The organism is Agarivorans sp. B2Z047, from assembly GCF_023373605.1.
In the GTDB taxonomy this organism is placed as follows: domain Bacteria; phylum Pseudomonadota; class Gammaproteobacteria; order Enterobacterales; family Celerinatantimonadaceae; genus Agarivorans; species Agarivorans albus.
This window is the reverse complement of sequence record NZ_CP088080.1, coordinates 888437-910350: the sequence shown is the minus strand read 5'-3', so window position 1 is coordinate 910350 and position 21914 is coordinate 888437. Positions and strand designations below refer to the sequence as shown.

The following is a 21914-nucleotide window of genomic DNA, read 5'->3' as shown; positions in this document are numbered from 1 at the left end:
ATTTGATGCAATAAATGTGTTAGATTGTCTTGTCAAAGTCTCTTGCAGTATTAGGAAATGATTACCATCTTTAGTTACGGTACTGCTTGTTTCGCAACTTAGTCAGCAGTACGCTGATTACCCTAATCTTATAACAACACACGGTTACTTCAATAATATGACATAGAAAGAGTGCTGTAATGGCTTCCTTTTTAGTTATTTACTACTCTGCGCTATCTCGCTCACCAATCCTATCCAACACCCAATCTGTTATTTCATATTCTTTCCCGAGACCTATACCAATAACGTTAATAGCTGACATGATGGCACCTCTAAATGTTCGTCGACATTGCTGATTTTAGCGTAGGTGTGGGGCGTACCATCTAATTAATGAAATAGATCTCGAGTGTCCAACAGCTTCTTTGAAGTTTGAAATAGTAATGATCAAACTTTATTGTAAACGATCATACTTCATTGTTCGCTGACATGAACCATATCAATGAATGACGCCTCATGGCACCGCTTCAATCACGGACGAACCACCAGTAACCGCGCGAACCTTAGCATCAAGATATTCATAACTCCAATTCACTAAGTCTTTAGCGTAGTCGAGTATCTGCCCAATCACCTCTCTGCGCGACTGAGGGTTTCGATAGAGTTTCGTTTCAACAATGACAATCGCTCCGATGGCATCACATAGATACAGTCTACTCTACCTGACTTAGCCGTAAGCTCCATACACACTGGCACAGCACCGATATATCGGCATCAATCTCGTATAGAGAATAGATCTGCGTTAACAAAAATAAATTGTTGCAGCCACTTCTCATCGTAAACGCCTGTCAAATTCAACTAGACCAGCTGAAGCTTCTGAACACTGTTTTCAGGTAATACGGTAATTGGACCACTATTCACGAAAGAACTCCATGCCCAAATAAAGAAGTTAAGGATAACAACAAACAAGGTTAGCGTAACAAACTCCTTCCTCAATATGCGAAGCCTCCTTTTCTGCATTGTTCTCGTAATCCCTAGGATGCAAGTTAAACAGATAAAACTAAAAATTGATTGGGCACTTTAAGGTAGTTATTAGCTAATCATACCAACGATCACAAAGATCGGCTTAAAGTTATTAGTCTAAGATACCTTTGTCCCTTAGAAAGCTTTCAGTCACAATCCTACACTCTAAACTAATAACTTCTAAGAATAGGTCAACAGACCCTTTGGTTGGGTTTATTTGTATTATTTAATACCCAGGTCACAAAACAGCCAAATGTCATTTTTAGAGATGACCTTTGTCACATTATAATTAACTGCTTTTAAATCAAATTGTTAAGGGAATGTTATGATTAGATTACGTAAAAATGTTGCACCTGTTTTAATAGCATGCTGCGCAATTAGTAGTATGAATGTACAAGCTTTCTCCGGGGATTTAAAAAAATGGAAGATCACTATTCCTGACAGTGAATATGATTTTTACGGCTCAGGCAGTAAGACAAAAGCAGCTGAGCTTGCGCCTGAGCGATGTGATTCGACCCCTCTTCCCTTTGATGCCAGTACCCCTATCATCGGAAGTACAGGTGTAGTCTTTTTTGATATGCAAAATGATCAAGCGCATTTCCGTGCCGATTTGGGTGGCGGCGTGACGACACCAAATACAAGCTATATAAGAACTGAACTGAGAGAGTTGTTTAACGTTGATTATGACACGAGTAACCCTTGCTCAACATCAACGGCACAGACATCGTGGCAAATTGTCGATGCTGCGACGCAAACTCACACACACACGCTATCAAGCATTTTAACGGTGGCAGAGCATCCTGAGAGTAATGTCATTGACGATTTACCCAAAGTGATCGTAGGCCAAGTTCATGGTTGGGAAATAAAGCAAGCTTTAGTAAAAATGCAATGGGAAGGCTCAGAGCGTCCAGTCAGAGCGATCCTCAACCAAAACTTCTTTAAAGATAACATTGAGTGTACTGATGACTTAGCAGAAAAAACGGGCTGTGATAAATGGCCGTTTAGTGTTGAGTTGGGCACTTACGAAAAGGGAGAGGAATGGAGATATGACATCACGGTTGACTCAGATGGCATCTACTTAATGACTCAAGACTCAAATGGTCAGCAAAAGGTTGAGTATGATATGAAGTGGGGAGAAGAGTTTCTAGATAAGGACGGCAATCGAGTCACACTGGTTACCGATTGGACCGATGACGATGTAGCCTTCTACTTTAAGGCTGGAATTTATCCACAAATTAGACCAGATGCAGCGCTTTCAGGTCAGCGTTTTGATGTGGGCTTTTCTCAAATCAACCTTTTCCACCGATAATTTATATGATGAAAAAATTCTTTGGTACTAGGGGAGATGTCTGATGAGTAATGGTTCTATAAAAGTGTTGCCTGATCAGCATGTCACCTTCAAGACACAAGAGGAAGTGGATAACGCCAATAAGCTTTATGCATTTATCGTTCAGCAAAAAGAAAAAGACCACCTTTCCTGCGAACGAAGAGAAAGACGGCCGATGAAACGAAAAACCTATTCAGGGAGTCGTTTTTTAAAGGATGTGTTCATGCATAGTGTAGATGAGATTGAAGGAGGCGAGTAAGTAATATGAGTGAAAAAAGCACCAACTATCATCCTTTTAAGTTAAATAAACCCAAAAAGTTTACTCTCGGTAGGCGCCAGACAGAAAAAGCGGATCTAGCTTGTAATAAAGTTGGCATGACACCAGAGCAAGTAATCAAGGACGAGATTGCAAAGAAAGCATCACTACTTTAATTGAGCAGATTGATTGTGTTGAATTGCAATATTCGAATTCAACACAATCATCGAGTTGCGTAGCCTTTGAATCTATTAAGCAAGACTTTGCAAAGAACAGTTGCAGTTAATCTGTTTGGTTGTAGTGCTCGACGAGTCCACGACAATCATTTAATGGTGTAGTGGTGTGCTAAATTTGGCCACCTTTATGTCTGCTGATAGCATGGTTTGCAATACCTGAGGTAATCCCAAAAGTCATAGTATGCTTTGGCTCGTAACTCGTTTCTGTCCATTTCCGAGATAGAACTTCAACCCAATGTACGTGAAGACTGATAAGTTAAAATATCGTAGCCGTCTAAAAGTATGAGAAACTCTGCTGTCGACGGACTATCAAACTTACTCGGAAACTACTATTTTTATGTTGTATCAACAAATGTGGAGGCTAAAGCTTGACCGTTTACCGCTGCATTGCAAGAATCAAAGGTGGTAATTAAGTCAGGCTATGAACAATAACCTTTAATCACTTAAACAGTTCGAAACCACTCGCTTTTTTCTCTCACATAGAAAATATTAAAACTATCAATTAATATGGATTTCTATAATGAAAACTGTTAATTTTCAGTCACAAAAGTAACAGACCGTGATGTCCCAGTATGACTTGGAAGTACACGGGCAAGACCTCCCGCTTTTAAGCACCTTAAATTTGATGCCCGCACCAATTGCGCACTAGACTATGGCTTAGACCCTTTTTTATTTAAGCGAGGCGCCGTTTGTTTATATCAACAAGCAGTCGTTATGTTAGCCAGCCTTAATTGCTACGACCAACAGCAAGTGATGAAAGAAATCTACCACATTACTAAGAACCCCAAGTCGGCCAGTAGCGTAAAGCACTCTCGTATCCCTTTTACGTTCTTATATCGTAGCCGCTACCCTTTTAAAAACTACCACTACTTAATTAAGTACAAGTAAAGCACGGGTGGCGAAGTGGTGATAGAAGACATTCTCTGTGATTATGTTTTACATGGACGCAACCAATCGAAACGCAATGGGTTAATCAAGCCAGCATGCCAACGGCCAATGTTGTATCACGTAACGAGTAATGAATACCCCCCTTATGATGGTCCGAAATCTCAGTCGGAGTTAGCGGCACTCGAAACACAATGGAAAGTTGATGAAAATGCTCGCCATCAAGTCAGCACTACTCATGCCGCGGTAAATGGTATGCTCAATGACTTTAAGAAATCAGCATGGTTAATGGGAGTGCACAGCCAAGCGGCCTACCCTGCCGACAAAGTACAAGAATATACCTTAGTGCATAATCCTACTGACGGCGCACTGTTAGATTTAGTAGAGTGTGTCTTTGATAAGCGTTTGGGTCGAAAATCTCACAATGCTCAACAGTTGGCAGCAGTGCTGCGCCAGTGTCAACAACAAGGTAAGGCGGTAAAGTGGACAGTACACAGCCAAGGCACCATTATATTTTGCGCCGCCCTTGAAGAGTTAATAAAGCGTGGCTGCCACTCCTTAAACAAACAACAGGTCGCTATTCATGGCTCTGGTGCTAAGCTAGAGCGCGTTAAACAAACCGCGAGCAAATTGGGTATGCACATCAACAACGTACGCAACAACCCCTTTGATTTCGTTCCTAACCTTGCAGGGCGTAATGATACGTCCGCCAGTGGTTTAAAACGTAGTATGCAATTTTTAGGGTTAACCTTTGGAGAAAGTGCCGGGGCCAGTCCGCATTCTTTACCTTACTTAGGCATAGAAACCTACCGTACCCAACTGCAAATACTGGGCAATACAAAACACCTCCCCATCGTCGATAATTACATTAAAAAGCATACAGGGACTAGCTAGTGGGATTGATTAAAAACCTTTACCGAGGCTACCGCTGGGGGCCAGATTTCAAGCAGGCGCAGCTATTATCATTTGTCATCGGTGAGCAAGTGCTACAGCTTAATTTACCAACAACTATCTACTCTGGTATAGAGCAGCCTCACCAGCCAATTTACGCCATCAATGACCCCGACTGGTTTTCCAAACACGCCAAACAGGATAGGCAGCATTTCTATGTGCATTTAGTGAGTAAGATTTGGCACTACGGCAATACCATCCCTTTACCCATCCCTGGCATCGATAACTCTGTTGGAAAAATAAACTTTACAGGGGCAATAAAACAGCTGTCAACCAATGGAGCTTTTGACACCTATGACTTAACACACCTTGGGCAACTAGAGGCATACATTAGAGAGTCTCACTTTTGGGCAAAACCAGAAAAAGGAAAAGGATGGCGAGGAAGTAATACCAAACTAAAGCAAAAGTGTATTGAGGAGTATCCTCCTCGTGGCTTCGCGGAGCCGTTTGACTCATTGGAGGCTTATATTGAATGGATGATTAATGTACATGGCTACCCGTCTATCAATCCAGAAGTTAAAGATGTTGGTGGTAAACGCTTTGCCTTTTACGTTGAAGGTCAGGGTAAAAGTCAGACAGACAGAGTTTACTGCCTACCTATTCATAAGGAGTATTATCTATGGCTGCGTTTTCGTCATGATTTAGAGACGGCTTCTGAAAAGGTACGCAAAGCAGCGTTGGTAGCTGAGGAACGTATTTTATCTGAAATGAGCATTGGCGAATTATTGCCAGAACAACGTGATGTATTGGAAGGCTAGTAATCAAATAATGTCAGAAAAAAATGTTGTTTTTAACACTCAGCTAATAGTCTTATTTGGCCTACACATACTAGAATAGTCTTGAAACCGCCAATGTCCCTAAACCCTATTTAATAGTTACTAGACAAAATCCTTCACTGTGGTAGTCAGTGCACACTATATCTATAACTGATTAATGGACAATTTCAAGTTACGGATGGAAACAACCGTATTTTTAGAACCTAGAAAGTGTCGGGTGCTCTCAGGCCTTACCATTCGTCAATGATGTTGAACTGAGCATTTATAAGGAACACCAGCGAACTATTTCGCCAAACTTATCGGTGCGCGGTCAAGAAATACACCTTCAATGCCCCAGAGATGTATTTGATATAGTGAAAGCGTCAATATCATCAGTACCAACCCAATATCAAATAATCACACAGCTATATCACATAGGTATATCAACCTACCGTTGGTATCCATGCAGACTGATGGCCTGCATGGCCCTTTCAGCTCAACAAGGAGATCTATGCCTATTTTTCTAATAATCGGCTTTATCGTCGGTGCATGTGTTCAATACAAACAAGAGGAGTCATATCGTGCCAGTGATATTGATTTACCCGGCCATTAAGCTCTTCTCCCTCGGTGTGCTTGCTGGCTACACCTGGGCAAAACAACATGACGTCTATGCACGTTTAAATCCACCAGACGTATAACGTCATCATTTTATCCGTAAAGCGATAAAGGGCTGCCCTCAGGGGCGGCCCTTTTTATTGCTTCCCATTTATTGGAGATAAACCCATGAATCAGTTTCAAGAAACACGAGTACTAGACCAAGCGGCAAGTATTCTTCAACAGCGCTTTCATCGTGAAGGCGTATTCACTAATAGTGAAACGGTAAAGCACTATCTAAAGCTACAACTCAGTCATTATGAACAAGAGGTGTTTGCCTTGATGCTCCTGGACAGCCAGCATCGTTTAATTGAATTTAAATCTCTGTTCTATGGCACAGTAAATAGCGCAAGCGTCTATCCACGAGAAGTGGTCAAATCCGTACTCAAGGCCAATGCCGCTGCTGTCATCTTTGCTCATAACCATCCTTCCGGTGTGGCAGAGCCATCGGCCGCTGACAGAGCCATTACCACCCAATTACAAACTGCACTCGCCATTATTGATGTGAGCGTCCTGGACCATATTGTGGTGGGGGAGTATCCAGTATCCTTTGCACAGCGAGGGTGGTTATGATGATGTCATTCTCAAGCAATGCACTAGCTACCAGTAAAACCTTCCATCAGGCCCTTGAGGCATTGATACTTCAGTCCAAGGTCCCTCAAGATAGAAATCACCACACTCTCAACGTCAAAGACCGAAGTTACACCCCTCAGGACGGTGGATACCACCCCGTAGAAATACGCATTGAACGCATTAATCAAAAGTGGACCATCTGTTACATCACTGAGTTTGCTTACATAGGCGGTGATTACCCCGAGCTCGCCATTGAGCTTGATTTCAATATCGAGCATAACTACTTTGAGCAGATGTTCTCCACCCCAACGTGCCTGGATACCCCCAGTGTTAGGTCATTCTACACTCTGTGGGAGAGCAACTTCTTAAGTTACCTAGAACAAGGTGCGTTTGATGACATCCGGGTATCGGCATAAGTCATTCATCGCCACAACCAAAGAAAGGGCAACGTCCTTTCTTTTTTGTCAGGGTAGGCGCATTTCGATACCCAAAAGGGAGTGCATAAAGCCCCCTAAATGCCCTCACCCCTTCTGGAGCGGTGAGCAGGCTGAGCGCCGTTGCACAACTAGACCTGCTGCTATCAATATAACCTGGTTATTAAAGACATATTAGCGTTGCCACCATATAACCTTGACGATTTCATCAGCAAGATATGCCCGTAGAAGTAGGCTACCTTAGCAGCCATCATACTCAGCCTTAAGTCAGCAGGCTAACGCCAATGGATAATGTCACCTCCAACCAATGAGTGATGCGCCACCCAGCGCAATAGCGCTTTCATCACATCCCATTCCTGTTGGGGATTTCTTTGTTTCGCATTAAGTCCTAAAGGGGTACCCAAACGAATAAGGGATGGCCAAAGTGCGGGATTAGTAATAACAATTTTCTGAGTATCCGCCCAAGCAGACGCAATGCTCGTACTAAGGTAGCGCGTGTTGTCATTGAGGCGACCCAATGAGCGGTAATCGGATTTGTTAAACCAAAACACCACCAGCGTATGATGAGGTGTAATATCACGTGTGACAACGTCATAGGGCAAGGAACTAAATTGTCGCTTCCTTTTAGGAATATAGTGGTGTTCTAACTTGATATTAAGCCGCGTGAAAAAATCCTGCATGACAGGGAGTGGTTCACCCTGTTGAGCTTGAGGTACCTGTAAATAACGCGGAATATGCAGCGTGGGTTGGAGCAGTCCACCTGACTTAACATGAGAAAGCAATACGGGTACCATCAACCTGACCGGGTGTGCATCAATGGCTTGGTACAAGGCATGTTGGTAAAGTTCAAAGGTCTTATTACACACCTCTTCATCGGTGATGGTGTGTGTTGAAAGATAAGGGTGATAAGCATTAGGGCTGAGTATGACATCTAGCGCTGGTGAAATAAATAACATGATGATTTCTCCTTAGGCGACCCGTTGGCCGCCAAATATGGGGCCAGGGGTTAACCTGGAATAAGGTTTAAACTAAGCGCTTAAGTAGTGGTTTTATTTACCTTATCGCGCGTCTGAATGCATTGTTCTATCCACTCCAAAACTTCACTTTCTACCCATGCAACCGCACGTGTCCCCAGTGGTACGGATTGAGGAAAGGTATTGGCCTTGGTGTATTGGTAAAGCACCGAGCGTGACAAGCCCGTTAAGTGAAGCACTTCTGTGAGTTTGATTAAGCGCATGTGTTTTTCTCCAGTGATGTACTCATTGGAGTCATTTGAGTTGTAAATTTATGCGCAAAAGCGCGAGAAGGTCCTTGTACGAAAGGAGGGGAAAGATGGACTAGCTCATACTCAATCTGATACTGAAGATTTCAGAGCGTGACTGCAATGCTCAATTAAATCTGGAAGCTTATTTCGGTACTTCTCTCAAATTTATTTTATATTTAGATATCACAATTTTAAGTAGCGGCGTTTCTGATTACAAAGTGACTAAATGTCGTTAGTAATATCAGTCATTGCTTAACGCTTTGTCTGATAATGACGGCATCGCAATGTTCTACAATTACGAACGCCGACACACTAGCAATAACCGTATTTCTCCTGCGATCTTGAGCAGCAAAATAACCTAGAACGAGTCTAGGCTCCTTGAGCCTTACCACTGTGATAGTTTTATTCAATAAAGTTACAGTTTAGGGTGGGTGCTATCAATAGGTGTATAGGTTAAACCCTCTTCCTGCTCATTATTGCCTATGGGTTATTTCCTGCTGCATCCAAAAGCATGCTGGTGATAGTCATTATATTTAGAGGTCTTCTTACTCAAGTAACTCGCTCGGAAGAACAATGCGTTAAACGCCCTGTCATCATGTCGTTGACCGACAAGGTAAGTACCGTTTTTACAAAAATGCACAAGTGGTGCAATGTCATCCCAGTCATAATGAACACAGAACCCTAACGCACTTACCCAAGCTCGCGTTATTCTCGCGGCCATATTTCCCTGACGAGTTGTGAGTAGCCCTAGCCTGTCAAAAGCATCTGCATTGAGCAGAAGTAATACATGAAAGTGAGATTGCTCTCCAGTTTGCTGCTCTCGGCACCAAATATAGCGCAAGGTATTCGGGTGTGCATAAGATAAACGTAACGCAGCTTGTTTGCGGTTATGCTGTAGCTGACTATTAAGTGATTTAATAAACCGGGTTATCACTTGGTTATTGTACACCCTCCCGTTTTGAGGGAGCCTTAGGTCAACTCTGATCGCAAAGGTTCGCGGATGTTCAGCAATCGCCCGTTGTAGTGTATTAAACGTCGCATCTAGGTAGCAACGAAATAACGGCCCCTTACCAAGATAGACAGGATAGCCTGCATAATGGCTATCTGTGTGCAGCGGCTTTAAGGTTGGCATAGGTATACTCCATGATATAAGTTCATAGAACACACCTGTGTTGTATTTATTCCTTCCCTTGAACACTATCCAATTCTATAGCGATATACTTCAGGTATCGCTATTACACCATTAATCTACCGGATAATTCTTAGATATATACTACCACCCCCGAGCAAAGCAAAGAGCTCATCCCAATGATGACGCCAACCTTAAAATACCATTTCCAGTAATACCGCGGGTGTAGGCTACTCGAAACAAATGGGGTAAAAAAGAAAAAACGACATTGGGTTTACACCATTTTAAAGTGGGGCGCTATTGGATTACCCCTCCCTGTTTTACCCAGTGAAGCCGTTGTGATGTCACCTTCTACCTTTACGAAAGCATTATTGATGGACATTGAAGCCTTTTCTTTTCACTTTGGCAAGCTCTACTGCTTGCGGTGATATTACTGACAATTTACGCTTACCTCCACCCGCATAGGGTAAAGGTAAGCGACATCATGCATTGAAGTCTAGATTTAGCAGCCCTGATAAGACATGTGCCATATAAGTGTTTTGGCATAGCTGTTTAATGGTGAGTACGGCTTCTGAGACATCATCGTAATTCAAGATGGGTTCAATGTCATTGAAAGGAATGGCTCTACCTTACTTCCAAGATAGGGAAATGCTCAAGCGACTAAAAAAACACGAATCAATAACGTGATAGCCCTTGGCACCAACGTATGAGCGCTCACGTTACCAATAGCCGCTTAGTAAGCGGGGATGGACTTCTATAAACAAAGCGAAATGTATCACAACGGTGTCAAATTGCGATGAATTGTCGTTATGCTTCCTCTCGCTTATCGCGTTCGATAATTTTCTTGGCAACCCACCCAAGCACCTCATTGTAATGCCAGCGTTTTTCACGGCGCCCGACTTGGCATCCTGGTGGGAACGCATCTTTAGCAATAAGCCGTAGAAGCGTGTCTTTTTGGATCCCGAGCATAGAGAGGACTACAGTGCGAGAGATAAGATATACGCCTTCATGGCTAGGTGGACTGTATGAAGTATCTAATCTCCACCGGCCTTGTGCCCAATGCTCGATTTCAGGGAGGAGCCAAGCACTGGCTCGCTCACCAATTTTTAAACGCTGTGGAAAGCGTCCCTCACCGATGAGTAAGTTTATGTGTGCGCAGCTAAAACCCACCATGGTGGTTAGGTCTTTCATACGAACCAGTTGTAGCGGTTGAAATGATGTTGAGGAAGTCATTGCAGTGTTACTCCGTGTGATTAAGTACACAGCAATGGGGTGGGTTGTATTTATGCTTGGGTCTTATGTATAGCGCAATTGGATGAGTCCAGCCTTTGCTTCTTGTTTCACCAGTGCAATCCTACTTTCTTTTAGCGCTCGCTTGTAGGCGCTTTCAACTCGCCAGATACGCTCTCTATGCCAATGCATACTGTAGCGCAAACGGTCATGGTCAAGTCGCCAATTACTTAACGCTTTTCGAGCTCTGTACCATTCCCTTTCATACTCAACCACTGTCAATCCAGAAAAGTGCTGCCAAAATAACGGCGTGAGCTCAATCATCCGCTCTGAGCATACCAGCTTTCTGGTATGTGCGATTATCCATCCCTTTTGTGTCAGTAAGCCTAACCAACGAGAGAGAGTTGACTGAGATAAGCCTAGGTCCGCTTGTATTTGAGGGGCACTCTTGTAGCAAAGGAAAGCTAGATCAGCTTTATCACAATGATGAGACAGGTAATTAACCAGTTCTAGACATCGAGCAAGACTATCTTCGCGCTTAAAGGTTGACGCCAGCGCCCTGACCAGCGAGAGCAAACTAACGGGAAAGTAAATCGATTGCCTTTGATACAACTGGGCAATTCGACCCTCTGGCTCTATCTCATCAGGAAAGCGCCACGCTAATAATGCATCACACTGCGCAGCATAATCATGGTGGAGAGGATAGGGACCACGAACAAGAACCGCAACCTCATCAAACTGGGCAGATATCGGGCCAGGCCCATCGAAGAACGGTAAATGCTGCCCTCTGGAGAGGTGTGTCATCTTCGCGGCAACATATTCAATGTAGCGCTGTACATGCGCTTTTAGCGTTTTGGCCTGAAGTCGCTGATTGAAGTCAATGGTGGAATGCATAGTAAGCGGGGATAAACCCTCCGTCCAAGACTCAGGTAAACAGGCCCACGTTTGTGAAGGAGGGAAAGATACGCCAGCAAGCTTGACCCTTTTTTGTAACCCCGCACTGACTCGACACGCAAAAGACAACGACAACTGCTTTGAGAACACCTCGTGGCGGTATAAGTACAACACTTTCATGATGACGCCTTTGGCGTAAAACTCAACAGTGTCGTGAGTGTCTTCTCAGCCCAGATTGTCGCAGGCTTAATATCAGAGTCACGTAGTAGCTCAATACTATGGAAACATAAGGCTTTGTAGCTGAGTTTGCTATAGGGGAATAAATGAGGCTCGTGAGCAGGTTGGGATGCGATGGCTTCTTGTACGCTTGTCTGGTAGGCAGGATCGACCCCTTGCGCCCAAAGTAAGGGGGTCGAGGCAATACCTTGCTCTTCCGCCCGCAACAGTTTTAATGCCACAAGTCGAGTAAGCGCGGCATCAACATGGTCCTTGCTATAGGTAAGGTGGCGATAGATAAGCGACAGAGGCAGTGCCTGCACACTGCCGAATGCACTGTGGCGAACGAATACCGCGCATATTCCACAACAACTATCGTGAAATGCCTCTTTCACCTTTCCCTTGCGCTGAAGGTAAGCAAAGAGACGGGGAAGTGAAAAGTATGGCGCGAGCTCAGCCAATACTTCCGGCACATCTAAGGTGCCAATGGTTTTTTGGTAAGCCTTGAGCCAATACGGCAAAGGAGCTGAAGGCATACACGTTGGCATGTAAGTAAACTCAGTGACAACCTCAGTAGGGGGAGGTCCAGGCAACATAGATATGAAGCTATCTACTTGAGCGGCGACAAACTCAGGGGGTAAGCGACGAAACACGGTGTTGCTGGAATAAGGGTTCGGCTTATCGAAATTGAAGGTTATTATCATCTCATCCGCTCCCTGCTTCACTTTGATCAGCATAATAAAAAAAAGGGGACGCATCTTATCTTTCTGCTCACCTTTCTTTTTAGTCTCTGCACTCAAACTACTTTTGGGTTTCATATGAAATGCCTTTTTTGCACAGGTCACTAGGTAAATTACCTAGAATCGAAGCTTAACAGGTCTATCAATTCGCTTAAGTATCAGCATTGTTACAAGGTGTGTTCACGCCCACACTTCCGTGTTACTTTTAAATCACCCGAATGATGAGGAATAATCCGAACTGTGAGCGATATGAGTCATTTCTTAGCGGCCATTTTTGTCGGCATGGATGTCACCAAGCACAGACATCGACTATGGATAAACCAAGTGCGATTAGAGAAAGAACGCCCCCCACCACAAAGCATCTACAGCTCGCTCAACGATAACCTCTGGTTGCTCACCTATTATCAACATGCACTCCCTAATGAGCGTAGAAGCCTCATTCGCCAATGGAGTAAGACAATGCGCAAAACCCCAACCAAAAAGCTGACTATTGACCTTTCTCTTCGTACCCATAACAAACTGGATAATATGAGTAGAAAGCTAGGCATGTCCAAACAAAATACCGTGACTTATGTGATAGAAGAAGTGTTAAAAGCGCCAAGCATGCTCGAAGAGAGAAAACGAAATGCGCACGCTGAAGAAGTGTTAACAACGGCCTATGAGCGCAATAAAGAAGCCTCTGCAGAAATTATCCATGAAGAGATGGAAGCGCTTAAAAAGTGGCTATCCAAAGAGCATCTCAAATGCACTTAACCCCTTAAAAGATGGGGGTGAAGAGCATCGATGGCGACACTGAAGAAAACAATAACGATAGCCCCTCGTCATGTAGTGTCGTTGCCGGTACTGCCTAGTTATAAATGGCTGTGACATAGCCTAAAACATAAGTAATCGCCAACAGTATGAACGTAATGAGCAAGCTTAATGCTTGCTCATTCGATATAGCGAGGAAATAGCTTACATGTACCGCGTCAATTGCCCTGAATCGACCAAAATTTGGCTATGTCCAAAAAGCCACTGAAAAATCACTACTTGAAAAGAGCGTTGATGATCCAGTCGAAACCATCGCCAATCCACTGCTTTAAGCTGTCAAAGGTACCTTTTTTAGCAACGATTGACACTTCTTCACTCGAGGCATCCTTACTAGCCTCTCGGTAGAAAGCATATCTATTTTCGTTGGGGACAACATTTAGTATTCTTAGTAACAAGTTAGGCATATTAAAATTTATGTACCCATCCTCATCATCTATCTCAACAGCTACGGGAATAATATCCTCCCGTGAAGCCCCAAAATCACTTGAAACCGAAGAGATTTTTTCGTCAATTATCTCTTTTAGATAGGGTTTAGGCATGAATGTATCACTATCCCAAGCTTTGCTTCGGTAAGACGTCATTGCATCAACCTTGGAGAGAACAAATAGGGTTGGCATTCTTTCACGCTGCGGCAATAGCGTGTTTCTGTAAACTCGATATCACGCCTGTATGCTCTCGTATTCGCCTCCAAAACCCAGAGCGCTAAGTCAACTTCTTGTAGTTTTTGTTTGTTCAAATCGATGAACTGCTGTTCATTCGTTTCATTTACATCTGACACCCCAGGGAAATCGAATATGGTAAACGTTTCAAATGTGCGCTTAACAAGCTTCGCCCTACCTGTCTCTACATGGCTTACTTTTGTGTTAGCTCCTTCAAAAAGCGCATTAAGAAGAGTTGACTTTCCTGAGCCTGATTTGCCAATGATAGCAATCGTTGGGTGGTAATTGGTGATGCGTTCAATTTTTTCTTTTAGCCAAGACGGCCGGATTCACTGCGTCAGTGAGCTTATCAATGATTTCTCTTTTTTCTTCGTCGGGAGTGGGAAGAGCTAGCAACATATTTTACCTCTACTTATTGCACCTGAAGTGTTCGCTCTAACGAACATTTTTTTGAGGAAGATTATTTGGATGCAAACATCGTTGGTAAGCAAGTAAAGATATTCCGTAAACAAAGAAAGCTTACACAAAATGAACTTGCCGCCCGATGCAATGTTCGTGGGGTTGATATCAGTAGAGAATCACTCGCTAAGCTCGAAACGGGAAGAAGGCAAGTGATCGATAAAGAAGTTTGTATTCTTGCTCAAGTATTAGGCGTTAATAACAGCGAGTTATTTCCTAGATCGTAGCGTAGACCGGATTGGTGGTTATTTGTTGATGATAACTGCTTTGAATTACTCTCAGATGAGTTAGAGTTCTAGTGTACATTTGACTATGGATACACACTTGGGTACATTCAATTTGCTTCGAACAGCTTTAACTAGCATCGAGCATGAGCGGACACTGTATTCATGATGGTGGGTTCGGATGAGCCTCCGGGCACCACCTTTAAAAAGCCTGCATTTATGCAGGCTTTTTTCGTTTTAGCGTCCCATACTAAATACCGCAAAAGGCTATCGCTTTAGTTGGCGAATAGCTAAACTCTAACTAAGTGTTTGATATCACATTGCCCACTATTTCAAGGAATGAAATATGCGCCTTTCTTCTTTAGCCCTAGCTTTACCGCTAGTTCTTTCTTCCGGACATAGCCAAGCTGATTTTTTTGAACAGTTTGTTGACCCTACCGACGGCCGTATGGATGCTAGCCAATGGCTTATGGATAACGCGGTAGGTTTTTTGCCTGTTCCCATCATTATTACCGACCCCGCGGTGGGTTATGGCGGTGGTTTGGTATTGGCTTTTTTTCATGAAAACGAAGAACTGCAAAATGAACAGCCAGATGATCCCAATGCCCCGCTAAAACTTACGCCTAGTGTGTCGGGTTTATTAGGGCTAGCGACAGAAAACGGCACTCGAGGTGCAGGGGCGTTTCACATGGGCATATGGAAGCAAGACAGTATTCGCTACATCGGTGCAATTGCGGGTGTAGATGCCAATATTGATAGCTTTCGCTTGCCCAGCGAGGGGGGAATTGGCGACATTCCCATTAGAGTTAATTTAAAAGGTACTTACTTACTGCAACAAATCCGTTTTCGCTTGGGCGATAGCCCGTGGTTTGCTGGAGCCAAATACACCTTTTTAAATAGTGACAGTGAGTTTTCTATTGGCAACCTGCCTGATTACTTAAAGCCTCAGTTGAGCATGAAAGATGGCGGAGTAAGCCTGCTGCTTAACTACGATACTCGAGATAACTCGTTTAGCCCTAACCAAGGTCTGTATGGCAACATTAGTTATGCTAAACACGCTGACTACTTTGGCGGCGATAATGATTACTCAATCGCCTCTGGTGAGTTTTCTGGCTTTAGTTATCTAGGCAATAGCTTCCAAGGCTCTATGCGTTTGTCGGCCTCAAGCGCCCATGGCGATACGCCTTATTATGCCCTGCCCTTTATTGATATGCGCGGCATACCGGCTATGCGCTACCAAGGCGAGCGTATGGCGACTTTACAAGGTGAGCTGCGCTACGACTTTGATGCTCGCTGGTCTGCGGTTGTATTTGGCGGTGTTGGACAAGCATTTAGTTCAGAGCAAAACCTAGGTGACACACCTAACCGCTATGCTAAAGGCCTAGGTTTTCGTTACCTAATGGCTAGGCGCTTTAATTTACGCACCGGGATAGATGTCGCCAGAGGCCCAGAAGATACCACCCTGCACTTTATTGTTGGTGCTGGTTGGTCAGATTTTTAATCCGCCAAACATCAAATGTTGACTTTTTGTTAACAACAAGCTCTACTGGTAAGACCTCTTAAACAAGGAAAAGCTATGCTTCCCAGTGTTCGTAAAGCCAACTTGATGTTGAGTTTGTTTGGTATGTTCAAAGTACCCTTGATTTGGTATTGCCGTCCTAAGATCCTTGAGATGGATGAACAGAAGGTTATTGTTAAAATTCCCCTTAAACGCCGAACCAAAAACCACCTTAACAGTATGTACTTTGGAACCTTAGCGGTTGGCGCAGACGTAGCCGGAGGCTTCTTAGCGATAGCTAAAGCCGAACAATATGGCAAAAAAGTATCGCTAGCGTTTAAGGCGGTTGAAGGGCAGTTTTTAAAGCGCCCGGAAGCAGACGTTATCTTTAGTTGTACCGACGGCAAGCTCATTGACCAAATGCTCGAGCAAACCATGCAAAGCGGTGAGCGAGTAAACCAAGCCGTAACGATTAATGTTACCTGCCCCTCTATTAGCGGCGACGAAGTAGTGGCCAAGTTTTCTCTAACCCTCTCTTTAAAAGCCATCCAATAAACCAATAGTCGGCTGTATTCAGCCGGCTTTTGCAATTTGCAAACAGCTAAGTGCAGCTCGCTCCATAAAGCTAGAAGCAAGCAATTTTTGGCACTAAGCCTTTGTAATAAAAGGCACTATAAACATTGGCACGAAACTGGATGTAACACCTTAACTACGCACTAAACAGTGCTTAAATTTAGTTGTCGAGGTTTATATGAAATCTATATCGCATGCTTTATTCATCACTGCTTGTATTAGCTTCTCAAGCCATGCTGGCATTATTTACACTATTGAGGCTCCAGGCATCCAAACCTCACAAATAAGTGGGCCTAGCTATACAGAAAACTTCGACAATTTAACTTCTTCCCAACTCAGTTATGGCTACCAAAATACCTTTGGAGAGTACTCGGTAGATAAAGGCCAAGCCAAGGTGGCTGATTTTGGCGTTTATGGTGGTGCACATGGCGAAGGTAAATACTTATTTATTCCAAATAAGAGTGCCGTTCAACTCATTTTTGACCAACCTGTAGGCTACTTTGGTTTTTGGTGGAGTGCTGGAGACAATGGAAACCAACTGAGTATTACCACCCAGTCTGAGCAGTTGTCCTTTAAAACCAACCAAATTCTTGATGCTGCTGTGCTAGAGCCTGGCCATTACGGTAGCCCTACTAGCGTTAAAGGCAACAAACGTGAACCCTATGGCTACGTTAATCTATTCGCCGAAAGCAATGCTGACAAAATTACCGCTATCCGCTTTTTTGGTCGCAACTTCGAGACAGATAACCACACGGTAAGTATTCAACGCGAAGCACTAACCGGCCGCTCATTAGCACCTGTAACAGTGCCGGAGCCGAAGACTTGGTGGTTAATTAGCTTAGGCCTTGTATTGCTTTTATTGAGCCAGCGACGCTCAAAGCGAACCGCTTAAGCTTAGAAGATCATTGAACGCCTATTCCCCTCCCCAACTGGATAACCAATTATTAAGGTAATCTTGCGAGATTTAGTAAAAAAGCGCAGCAAAAACGAGACTTAAGCAGAAACACTTAGGTTAATAACTTGTATTCTTTGAATCACAGCAACAAGATGGAAAACCAATTTAACAAATTAGTTAACCAGAAGTATTTATTGCTCATCATATAAAGGAATACTAAATGAGAACTGCCTTTGTTTTAGCCGCTAGCTTGCTTGCTAGCGCTTGTTCAACTACCTCTGATCAACTCTCCATCGCCGATGCGGCGGAAACAACCGGCTCAATCGAGTTGATTAATCCGCAAGCAAAACAATTTATTGCGGCAGACGCCAAGATTAGTATTCGTGGAAAGGGCTATCGCTGGACAGAAGGGCCTGTATGGATTGAACAACATGGTTTTTTACTATTTTCCGACATCCCCAACAACACCATCGTAAAGTATCAACCTAATAAAGGTACCGAGCTTTACCTAGAAAACTCTGGTGCTACTGGCCTTCAAGAAGGAGACTACGGACAAGGCTCAAACGGTTTGTTATTAAACCCACAGGGGCAACTGGTGCTACTTCAACAAGGTGACCGCCGTGTAGCACTCATGGATGCCCCCTTAAACAAACCTCAAAGTAAATTTGTTACGCTGGCTGGCGAGTACCAAGGCAAGCGCTTAAACAGTCCAAATGATGCGGTTTACCACAACGATGGCAGCTTATACTTTACCGATCCTCCTTATGGGCTTAATTCAGGCATGAATGACTCGCGCAAAGAATTAGACTTTCAAGGGATCTATCGTCTAAGCCAAGATGGCGAGCTTGAGTTACTAGACAACAGCGTTAACTTCCCAAATGGCATTGCCTTAACGCTTGACCAAAAAACCTTAATTGTGGCGGTGTCTGATGACAAACATCCACGCTGGTTAGCTTATGACGTAAACCCAGACGGCAGCATTAGCAACAAGCGGATATTTCACAATGCCAAAGCATTGCTTGGTGTAGCTGGTGAACAAGGTTTACCAGATGGAATGGCGGTTCATTCTAGCGGTAATATATTCGCCACAGGGCCAGGTGGAGTGTGGTTGTTCTCTCCACAAGGGGAAGTACTTGCCAAAATACGTACCGGACGTTTAACCGCTAATTGTACTCTGTCGGCCGATGAAAAATACCTGTTTATAACTGCTCACGACACCCTAATGTCGGTGCCGCTGTTATAACGAACCCAGCTTGCTTTATGAGGCCTTAAGGCCTCTTTAAGCAAGCGCTTAACTTTATTGCTTTTGCCACTTTTCACCTTTTAAGGCCATGAAGTCACGCCCCATTTTTAGCACTAATATCTTACTGTCAGTCTCATTATCAATATACGCACCGGCTGGTACCGTAGCTAGCTCGTCTTTAGCAAGCATTAACCCGCCTGGCATCTTTTTACCGCCAACAACATTTCCCCCCTCGAGCACTGCCATTTCAATTACCGACGGAGCTTGAAAGTACCAATACTCATCATCTTCAGCACTAAGTGGATACTCTCCTTTTAGAAAACGTACTCCTCGCTTTCCCTGTTGGGCGCTGTCTAGCCATACTAAGGCATCATTAAACTGAACCTTGCTAGCGGGCTCACTAACCTGGGTAACTGGGCGATCCTCGAAACCAGAACCCACCCCCACGGATTTACATGCACTAATCAACAACACGCATAAGGCTAAACATACAACACGCTTTATTTGTAACACTTCAATTCCATCCTTAGGTTTAAGTCGCTATACAGAGTTATTTTCACCAATCATCAAAGCTTGGCGAAGTGTGCTTAAAGCTTAGTATATTCTGCCAAATCAAACAGCTATATAAACACCATTATCCAGCTTGGCTGGCTACACAAATTCTTCTAGATAAACTCAATTAGTGGCTAGAGCTTTAATGCCAACTCAAGATATTTCCCATATTCAGCCCTTCCAATTTTAGCTACTTACAAAACCATAATTAAATGCAAATGATTTTAATTCTCATTCGTATTGTGTATAGTGCCGCCTAATTAAAACTTAACAGGATAAGGAACAAGCCTGAAAACCATGAAAGCATTCAATCGCACTCTAATTGCTAATGCAGTAATTTTTAGCCTTAGCCCTCTCGCTTATGCCGAAACAAATAGCACCATGTTTGACGAAGTGGTGGTATCAGCAACCCGTACCGAGCAATCGGTCAAAGACATCTCTTCTAGCATTAGCTCGGTAAGCTCTGAGCAGCTAGAGCAGCAAATGGCTAATGATTTAAATGACGCTGTTCGTTACGAACCCGGCGTAACCACTACCGGGCAAGGCCGTTTTGGCACTAGTGGCTTTAATATTCGTGGCCTAGATGGCAACCGAATTAAGCTAATGGTAGATGGCATCGAGCAACCCACTGCCTATAACCCTGGTGGCGATGTGATGAACAAGGGGCCAAACGCTTATGAAATTGACACCCTAAGTGCCGTTGAAATTAACAAGGGGCCAGCCTCTAGCCTTTACGGTAGTGACGCCTTAGGCGGCGCAATATTACTAAGAACCAAAAACCCTGAAGATGTACTAGCTGAAGGCGACAGCAACCATGTTGCACTTAAAACTGGCTACGGTAGTTCTAACGAAGCATATAAAGCCACCGTCGAGGTCGCTAAGCGCTATCAAAAATGGGAAGGTTTAGCCATTTACACCTACCGTGATGGCAGCGAAACTAAAACCCATTCTTCAGGTGAAGACATTAATGGCCGAGACCGCGGGCAAGCCGATCCTCTCGACTTTGACTCTCACAACCTGCTCCTAAAAACTAACTACGCCTTAAATGATGCACATACTTTTGGCCTAGTGGCTGAGCTATTCCAGCGCGAATCTAAGTCAACCATCCTTAGTAACGAAGGCTATAGCATATTCCCAGGCTTTACCTACACAAATGTAACTGGCGAGGACAAAGACACTCGCAGCCGTGTAGGCGTAAACCACACATGGCTAGCCAACAATGCCGCATTTGATGATTTGTTCTGGCAACTAAGCCATCAGCAAAGTAAATCAGAGCACAATAACTACGATACTACCGACTTATACGGTAGCCGTAATCGTGAACGTAACGGTGAAGATAGCTCATTGCAGTTTGATGCTCAGTTCAACAAACTACTGGAGTTTGACCACGGCAGCCACGAAATCAGCTACGGTTTAACAGCTATCAATAGTGATTTTGAGCTGGATTACCGCACCCATTATTACGATACAGGAACAGTAGATCCAGGGGCGCCAGAAGTGCCTAAAGCAGAAGCCGAAAAGCGCGGGATCTTTATTCAAGATCACATGTATTTAATGGATGAACGCTTAGTAGTTACCGCTGGTTTACGTTACGACGACTACAAAGCAACACCAGATGCCAGCAGCGGCTTTGAAGAGCATAACAGTGATGCTTTAACCAAACGCTTAGGCGCGGTATATCATTGGAATCAACAAGTTAGTACATTTGTTCAATACAGCGAAGGCTTTAGAGCCCCTACCCTTGAAGAACTTTACTACGCCTTTGATAATAGTGGCCACGGTTATGCCACCTTGTCTAACCCTAACCTTAAACCAGAAGAGAGCCAAAGCTACGAGTTAGGCTTACGTACCAATACTGCAGCATCTAGCATGGAGTTAGTGGGTTTCTTCAATGACTACACCAACTTCATTCAATCAGTAACTGATTACAGTGATCCAAGCTATCCAGCGGGTATCACCATCAATGAAAACATTGGTGAAGCTGAAATCTATGGTGTGGAGTTTAAAGGTAACTACTGGTTAGATGAAGCCTTTGGTGCACCTAAAGGTAGCTACAGCCGCTTAAGCGTTGCCTACGCACAAGGCAAAAATAAAGAAGATGGCAGCGCGCTAGATTCTGTAGCACCGCTTACTGCAGTTTGGGGCTTAGGCTACGACCACCAAGATAAACTTTGGGGTAGCCAACTTAACCTAACCATGGTGTCAGCCAAGAAAGAAGGCGACTGGTCTACCGAAAACAACGCCCACGCACCTGGTCACGCTTTGCTAGATTTAACCGCCTACTACCAACCGGTGAACGACCTAGTATTACGAGCAGGCTTGTTTAATGCGCTTGACCAAAAATACTGGAGCTACACCGACCTAGACGGCAAACCATCTGACCATCAAGGCCTAGACCGTTACACCCAGCCAGGCCGTAACTGGGGCGTCGACATAGCGTATACGTTCTAAACCTTTCCAA

General features: G+C 43.9%; 24 protein-coding genes. 15 read left to right on the top strand and 9 right to left on the bottom strand.

Annotated elements, in window-relative coordinates; genetic code table 11:
• Positions 1 to 1321: 1321 nt before the first annotated feature.
• From LQZ07_RS04225 to LQZ07_RS04190, 8 genes are all read left to right on the top strand, one after another.
• Positions 1322 to 2305, top strand: coding sequence for a polysaccharide lyase family 7 protein (locus LQZ07_RS04225; protein ID WP_249483514.1), 984 nt, complete (start codon positions 1322 to 1324; stop codon positions 2303 to 2305).
• A gap of 43 nt (positions 2306 to 2348) precedes the next feature.
• Positions 2349 to 2582, top strand: a complete 234-nt coding sequence (locus LQZ07_RS04220) for a hypothetical protein (protein ID WP_152786556.1) — start codon at positions 2349 to 2351, stop codon at positions 2580 to 2582.
• Between the two features lie 5 nt (positions 2583 to 2587).
• Positions 2588 to 2755 (top strand): hypothetical protein, encoded by a 168-nt coding sequence (locus LQZ07_RS04215; protein WP_194164269.1) that lies wholly within the window; start codon positions 2588 to 2590, stop codon positions 2753 to 2755.
• 774 nt (positions 2756 to 3529) lie between these two features.
• A complete protein-coding gene (locus LQZ07_RS04210; protein ID WP_249483512.1) occupies positions 3530 to 3703 on the top strand; it encodes a hypothetical protein in 174 nt (57 codons plus the stop codon).
• 15 nt (positions 3704 to 3718) lie between these two features.
• Positions 3719 to 4594 (top strand): hypothetical protein, encoded by an 876-nt coding sequence (locus LQZ07_RS04205; RefSeq protein WP_249483510.1) that lies wholly within the window; start codon positions 3719 to 3721, stop codon positions 4592 to 4594.
• Positions 4594 to 5409 carry a hypothetical protein gene (locus LQZ07_RS04200; RefSeq protein ID WP_152786550.1) on the top strand — a complete coding sequence of 272 codons (816 nt, stop codon included), beginning with the start codon at positions 4594 to 4596 and terminating at the stop codon, positions 5407 to 5409. Before LQZ07_RS04205 ends, LQZ07_RS04200 begins: the two co-directional genes overlap by 1 nt.
• Positions 5410 to 6189: 780 nt before the next feature.
• Positions 6190 to 6633 (top strand): DNA repair protein RadC, encoded by a 444-nt coding sequence (radC, locus tag LQZ07_RS04195; protein WP_152786297.1) that lies wholly within the window; start codon positions 6190 to 6192, stop codon positions 6631 to 6633.
• Positions 6630 to 7049 carry a DUF2787 family protein gene (locus LQZ07_RS04190; protein WP_152786295.1) on the top strand — a complete coding sequence of 140 codons (420 nt, stop codon included), beginning with the start codon at positions 6630 to 6632 and terminating at the stop codon, positions 7047 to 7049. Before radC ends, LQZ07_RS04190 begins: the two co-directional genes overlap by 4 nt.
• A 293-nt stretch (positions 7050 to 7342) precedes the next feature.
• Here the strand turns inward: LQZ07_RS04190 and LQZ07_RS04185 are convergent, their stop codons facing one another.
• The 6 genes from LQZ07_RS04185 to LQZ07_RS04160 form a co-directional block, all read right to left on the bottom strand.
• Positions 7343 to 8023 carry an inovirus-type Gp2 protein gene (locus tag LQZ07_RS04185; protein WP_152786293.1) on the bottom strand — a complete coding sequence of 227 codons (681 nt, stop codon included), beginning with the start codon at positions 8021 to 8023 and terminating at the stop codon, positions 7343 to 7345.
• An 80-nt stretch (positions 8024 to 8103) separates the two neighbouring features.
• Complete coding sequence (locus tag LQZ07_RS04180) at positions 8104 to 8304, bottom strand: AlpA family transcriptional regulator (RefSeq protein WP_152786291.1); 201 nt, start codon at positions 8302 to 8304, stop codon at positions 8104 to 8106.
• Between the two features lie 514 nt (positions 8305 to 8818).
• The gene (locus LQZ07_RS04175) at positions 8819 to 9463 is read right to left on the bottom strand and encodes an inovirus Gp2 family protein (RefSeq protein ID WP_152786289.1); all 645 of its coding nucleotides are present in this window, start codon (positions 9461 to 9463) and stop codon (positions 8819 to 8821) included.
• Positions 9464 to 10267: 804 nt separating this feature from the next.
• Positions 10268 to 10693, bottom strand: a complete 426-nt coding sequence (locus LQZ07_RS04170) for an AlpA family transcriptional regulator (protein WP_152786287.1) — start codon at positions 10691 to 10693, stop codon at positions 10268 to 10270.
• Positions 10694 to 10756: 63 nt separating this feature from the next.
• Positions 10757 to 11764: a hypothetical protein gene (locus LQZ07_RS04165; protein WP_152786285.1), complete on the bottom strand. Its 1008-nt coding sequence runs from the start codon at positions 11762 to 11764 to the stop codon at positions 10757 to 10759.
• Positions 11761 to 12618 carry a hypothetical protein gene (locus LQZ07_RS04160; protein ID WP_249483509.1) on the bottom strand — a complete coding sequence of 286 codons (858 nt, stop codon included), beginning with the start codon at positions 12616 to 12618 and terminating at the stop codon, positions 11761 to 11763. Before LQZ07_RS04160 ends, LQZ07_RS04165 begins: the two co-directional genes overlap by 4 nt.
• Before the next feature lie 162 nt (positions 12619 to 12780).
• On the opposite strand from LQZ07_RS04160, the gene LQZ07_RS04155 reads away from it, so the two are divergent.
• Entirely contained in the window at positions 12781 to 13293 is a 513-nt protein-coding gene (locus LQZ07_RS04155) for a hypothetical protein (RefSeq protein WP_152786281.1), read from the top strand.
• Positions 13294 to 13565: 272 nt separating this feature from the next.
• Here the strand turns inward: LQZ07_RS04155 and LQZ07_RS04150 are convergent, their stop codons facing one another.
• Complete coding sequence (locus tag LQZ07_RS04150; RefSeq protein ID WP_152786279.1) at positions 13566 to 13931, bottom strand: hypothetical protein; 366 nt, start codon at positions 13929 to 13931, stop codon at positions 13566 to 13568.
• Positions 13928 to 14311, bottom strand: coding sequence for a GTPase (locus tag LQZ07_RS24645; protein WP_368666406.1), 384 nt, complete (start codon positions 14309 to 14311; stop codon positions 13928 to 13930). Before LQZ07_RS24645 ends, LQZ07_RS04150 begins: the two co-directional genes overlap by 4 nt.
• Before the next feature lie 162 nt (positions 14312 to 14473).
• On the opposite strand from LQZ07_RS24645, the gene LQZ07_RS04145 reads away from it, so the two are divergent.
• The 5 genes from LQZ07_RS04145 (at position 14474) to LQZ07_RS04125 (ending at position 18901) form a co-directional block, all read left to right on the top strand.
• Entirely contained in the window at positions 14474 to 14695 is a 222-nt protein-coding gene (locus LQZ07_RS04145) for a helix-turn-helix domain-containing protein (protein WP_152786277.1), read from the top strand.
• Between the two features lie 343 nt (positions 14696 to 15038).
• Positions 15039 to 16193 (top strand): BamA/TamA family outer membrane protein, encoded by a 1155-nt coding sequence (locus tag LQZ07_RS04140; RefSeq protein ID WP_152786275.1) that lies wholly within the window; start codon positions 15039 to 15041, stop codon positions 16191 to 16193.
• 75 nt (positions 16194 to 16268) lie between these two features.
• Entirely contained in the window at positions 16269 to 16745 is a 477-nt protein-coding gene (locus tag LQZ07_RS04135; protein ID WP_152786273.1) for a PaaI family thioesterase, read from the top strand.
• Positions 16746 to 16941: 196 nt separating this feature from the next.
• Entirely contained in the window at positions 16942 to 17655 is a 714-nt protein-coding gene (locus tag LQZ07_RS04130; protein ID WP_152786271.1) for a PEP-CTERM sorting domain-containing protein, read from the top strand.
• 223 nt (positions 17656 to 17878) lie between these two features.
• On the top strand, positions 17879 to 18901 hold the full coding sequence (locus tag LQZ07_RS04125) for an SMP-30/gluconolactonase/LRE family protein (RefSeq protein ID WP_152786269.1): 1023 nt from the start codon (positions 17879 to 17881) through the stop codon (positions 18899 to 18901).
• Between the two features lie 54 nt (positions 18902 to 18955).
• Here the strand turns inward: LQZ07_RS04125 and LQZ07_RS04120 are convergent, their stop codons facing one another.
• Complete coding sequence (locus tag LQZ07_RS04120; protein ID WP_152786267.1) at positions 18956 to 19414, bottom strand: hypothetical protein; 459 nt, start codon at positions 19412 to 19414, stop codon at positions 18956 to 18958.
• A 336-nt stretch (positions 19415 to 19750) separates the two neighbouring features.
• Here LQZ07_RS04120 and LQZ07_RS04115 point away from each other — a divergent pair, with 336 nt between their 5' ends.
• A complete protein-coding gene (locus LQZ07_RS04115; RefSeq protein WP_152786265.1) occupies positions 19751 to 21904 on the top strand; it encodes a TonB-dependent hemoglobin/transferrin/lactoferrin family receptor in 2154 nt (717 codons plus the stop codon).
• The last annotated feature ends 10 nt before the right edge of the window (positions 21905 to 21914 follow it).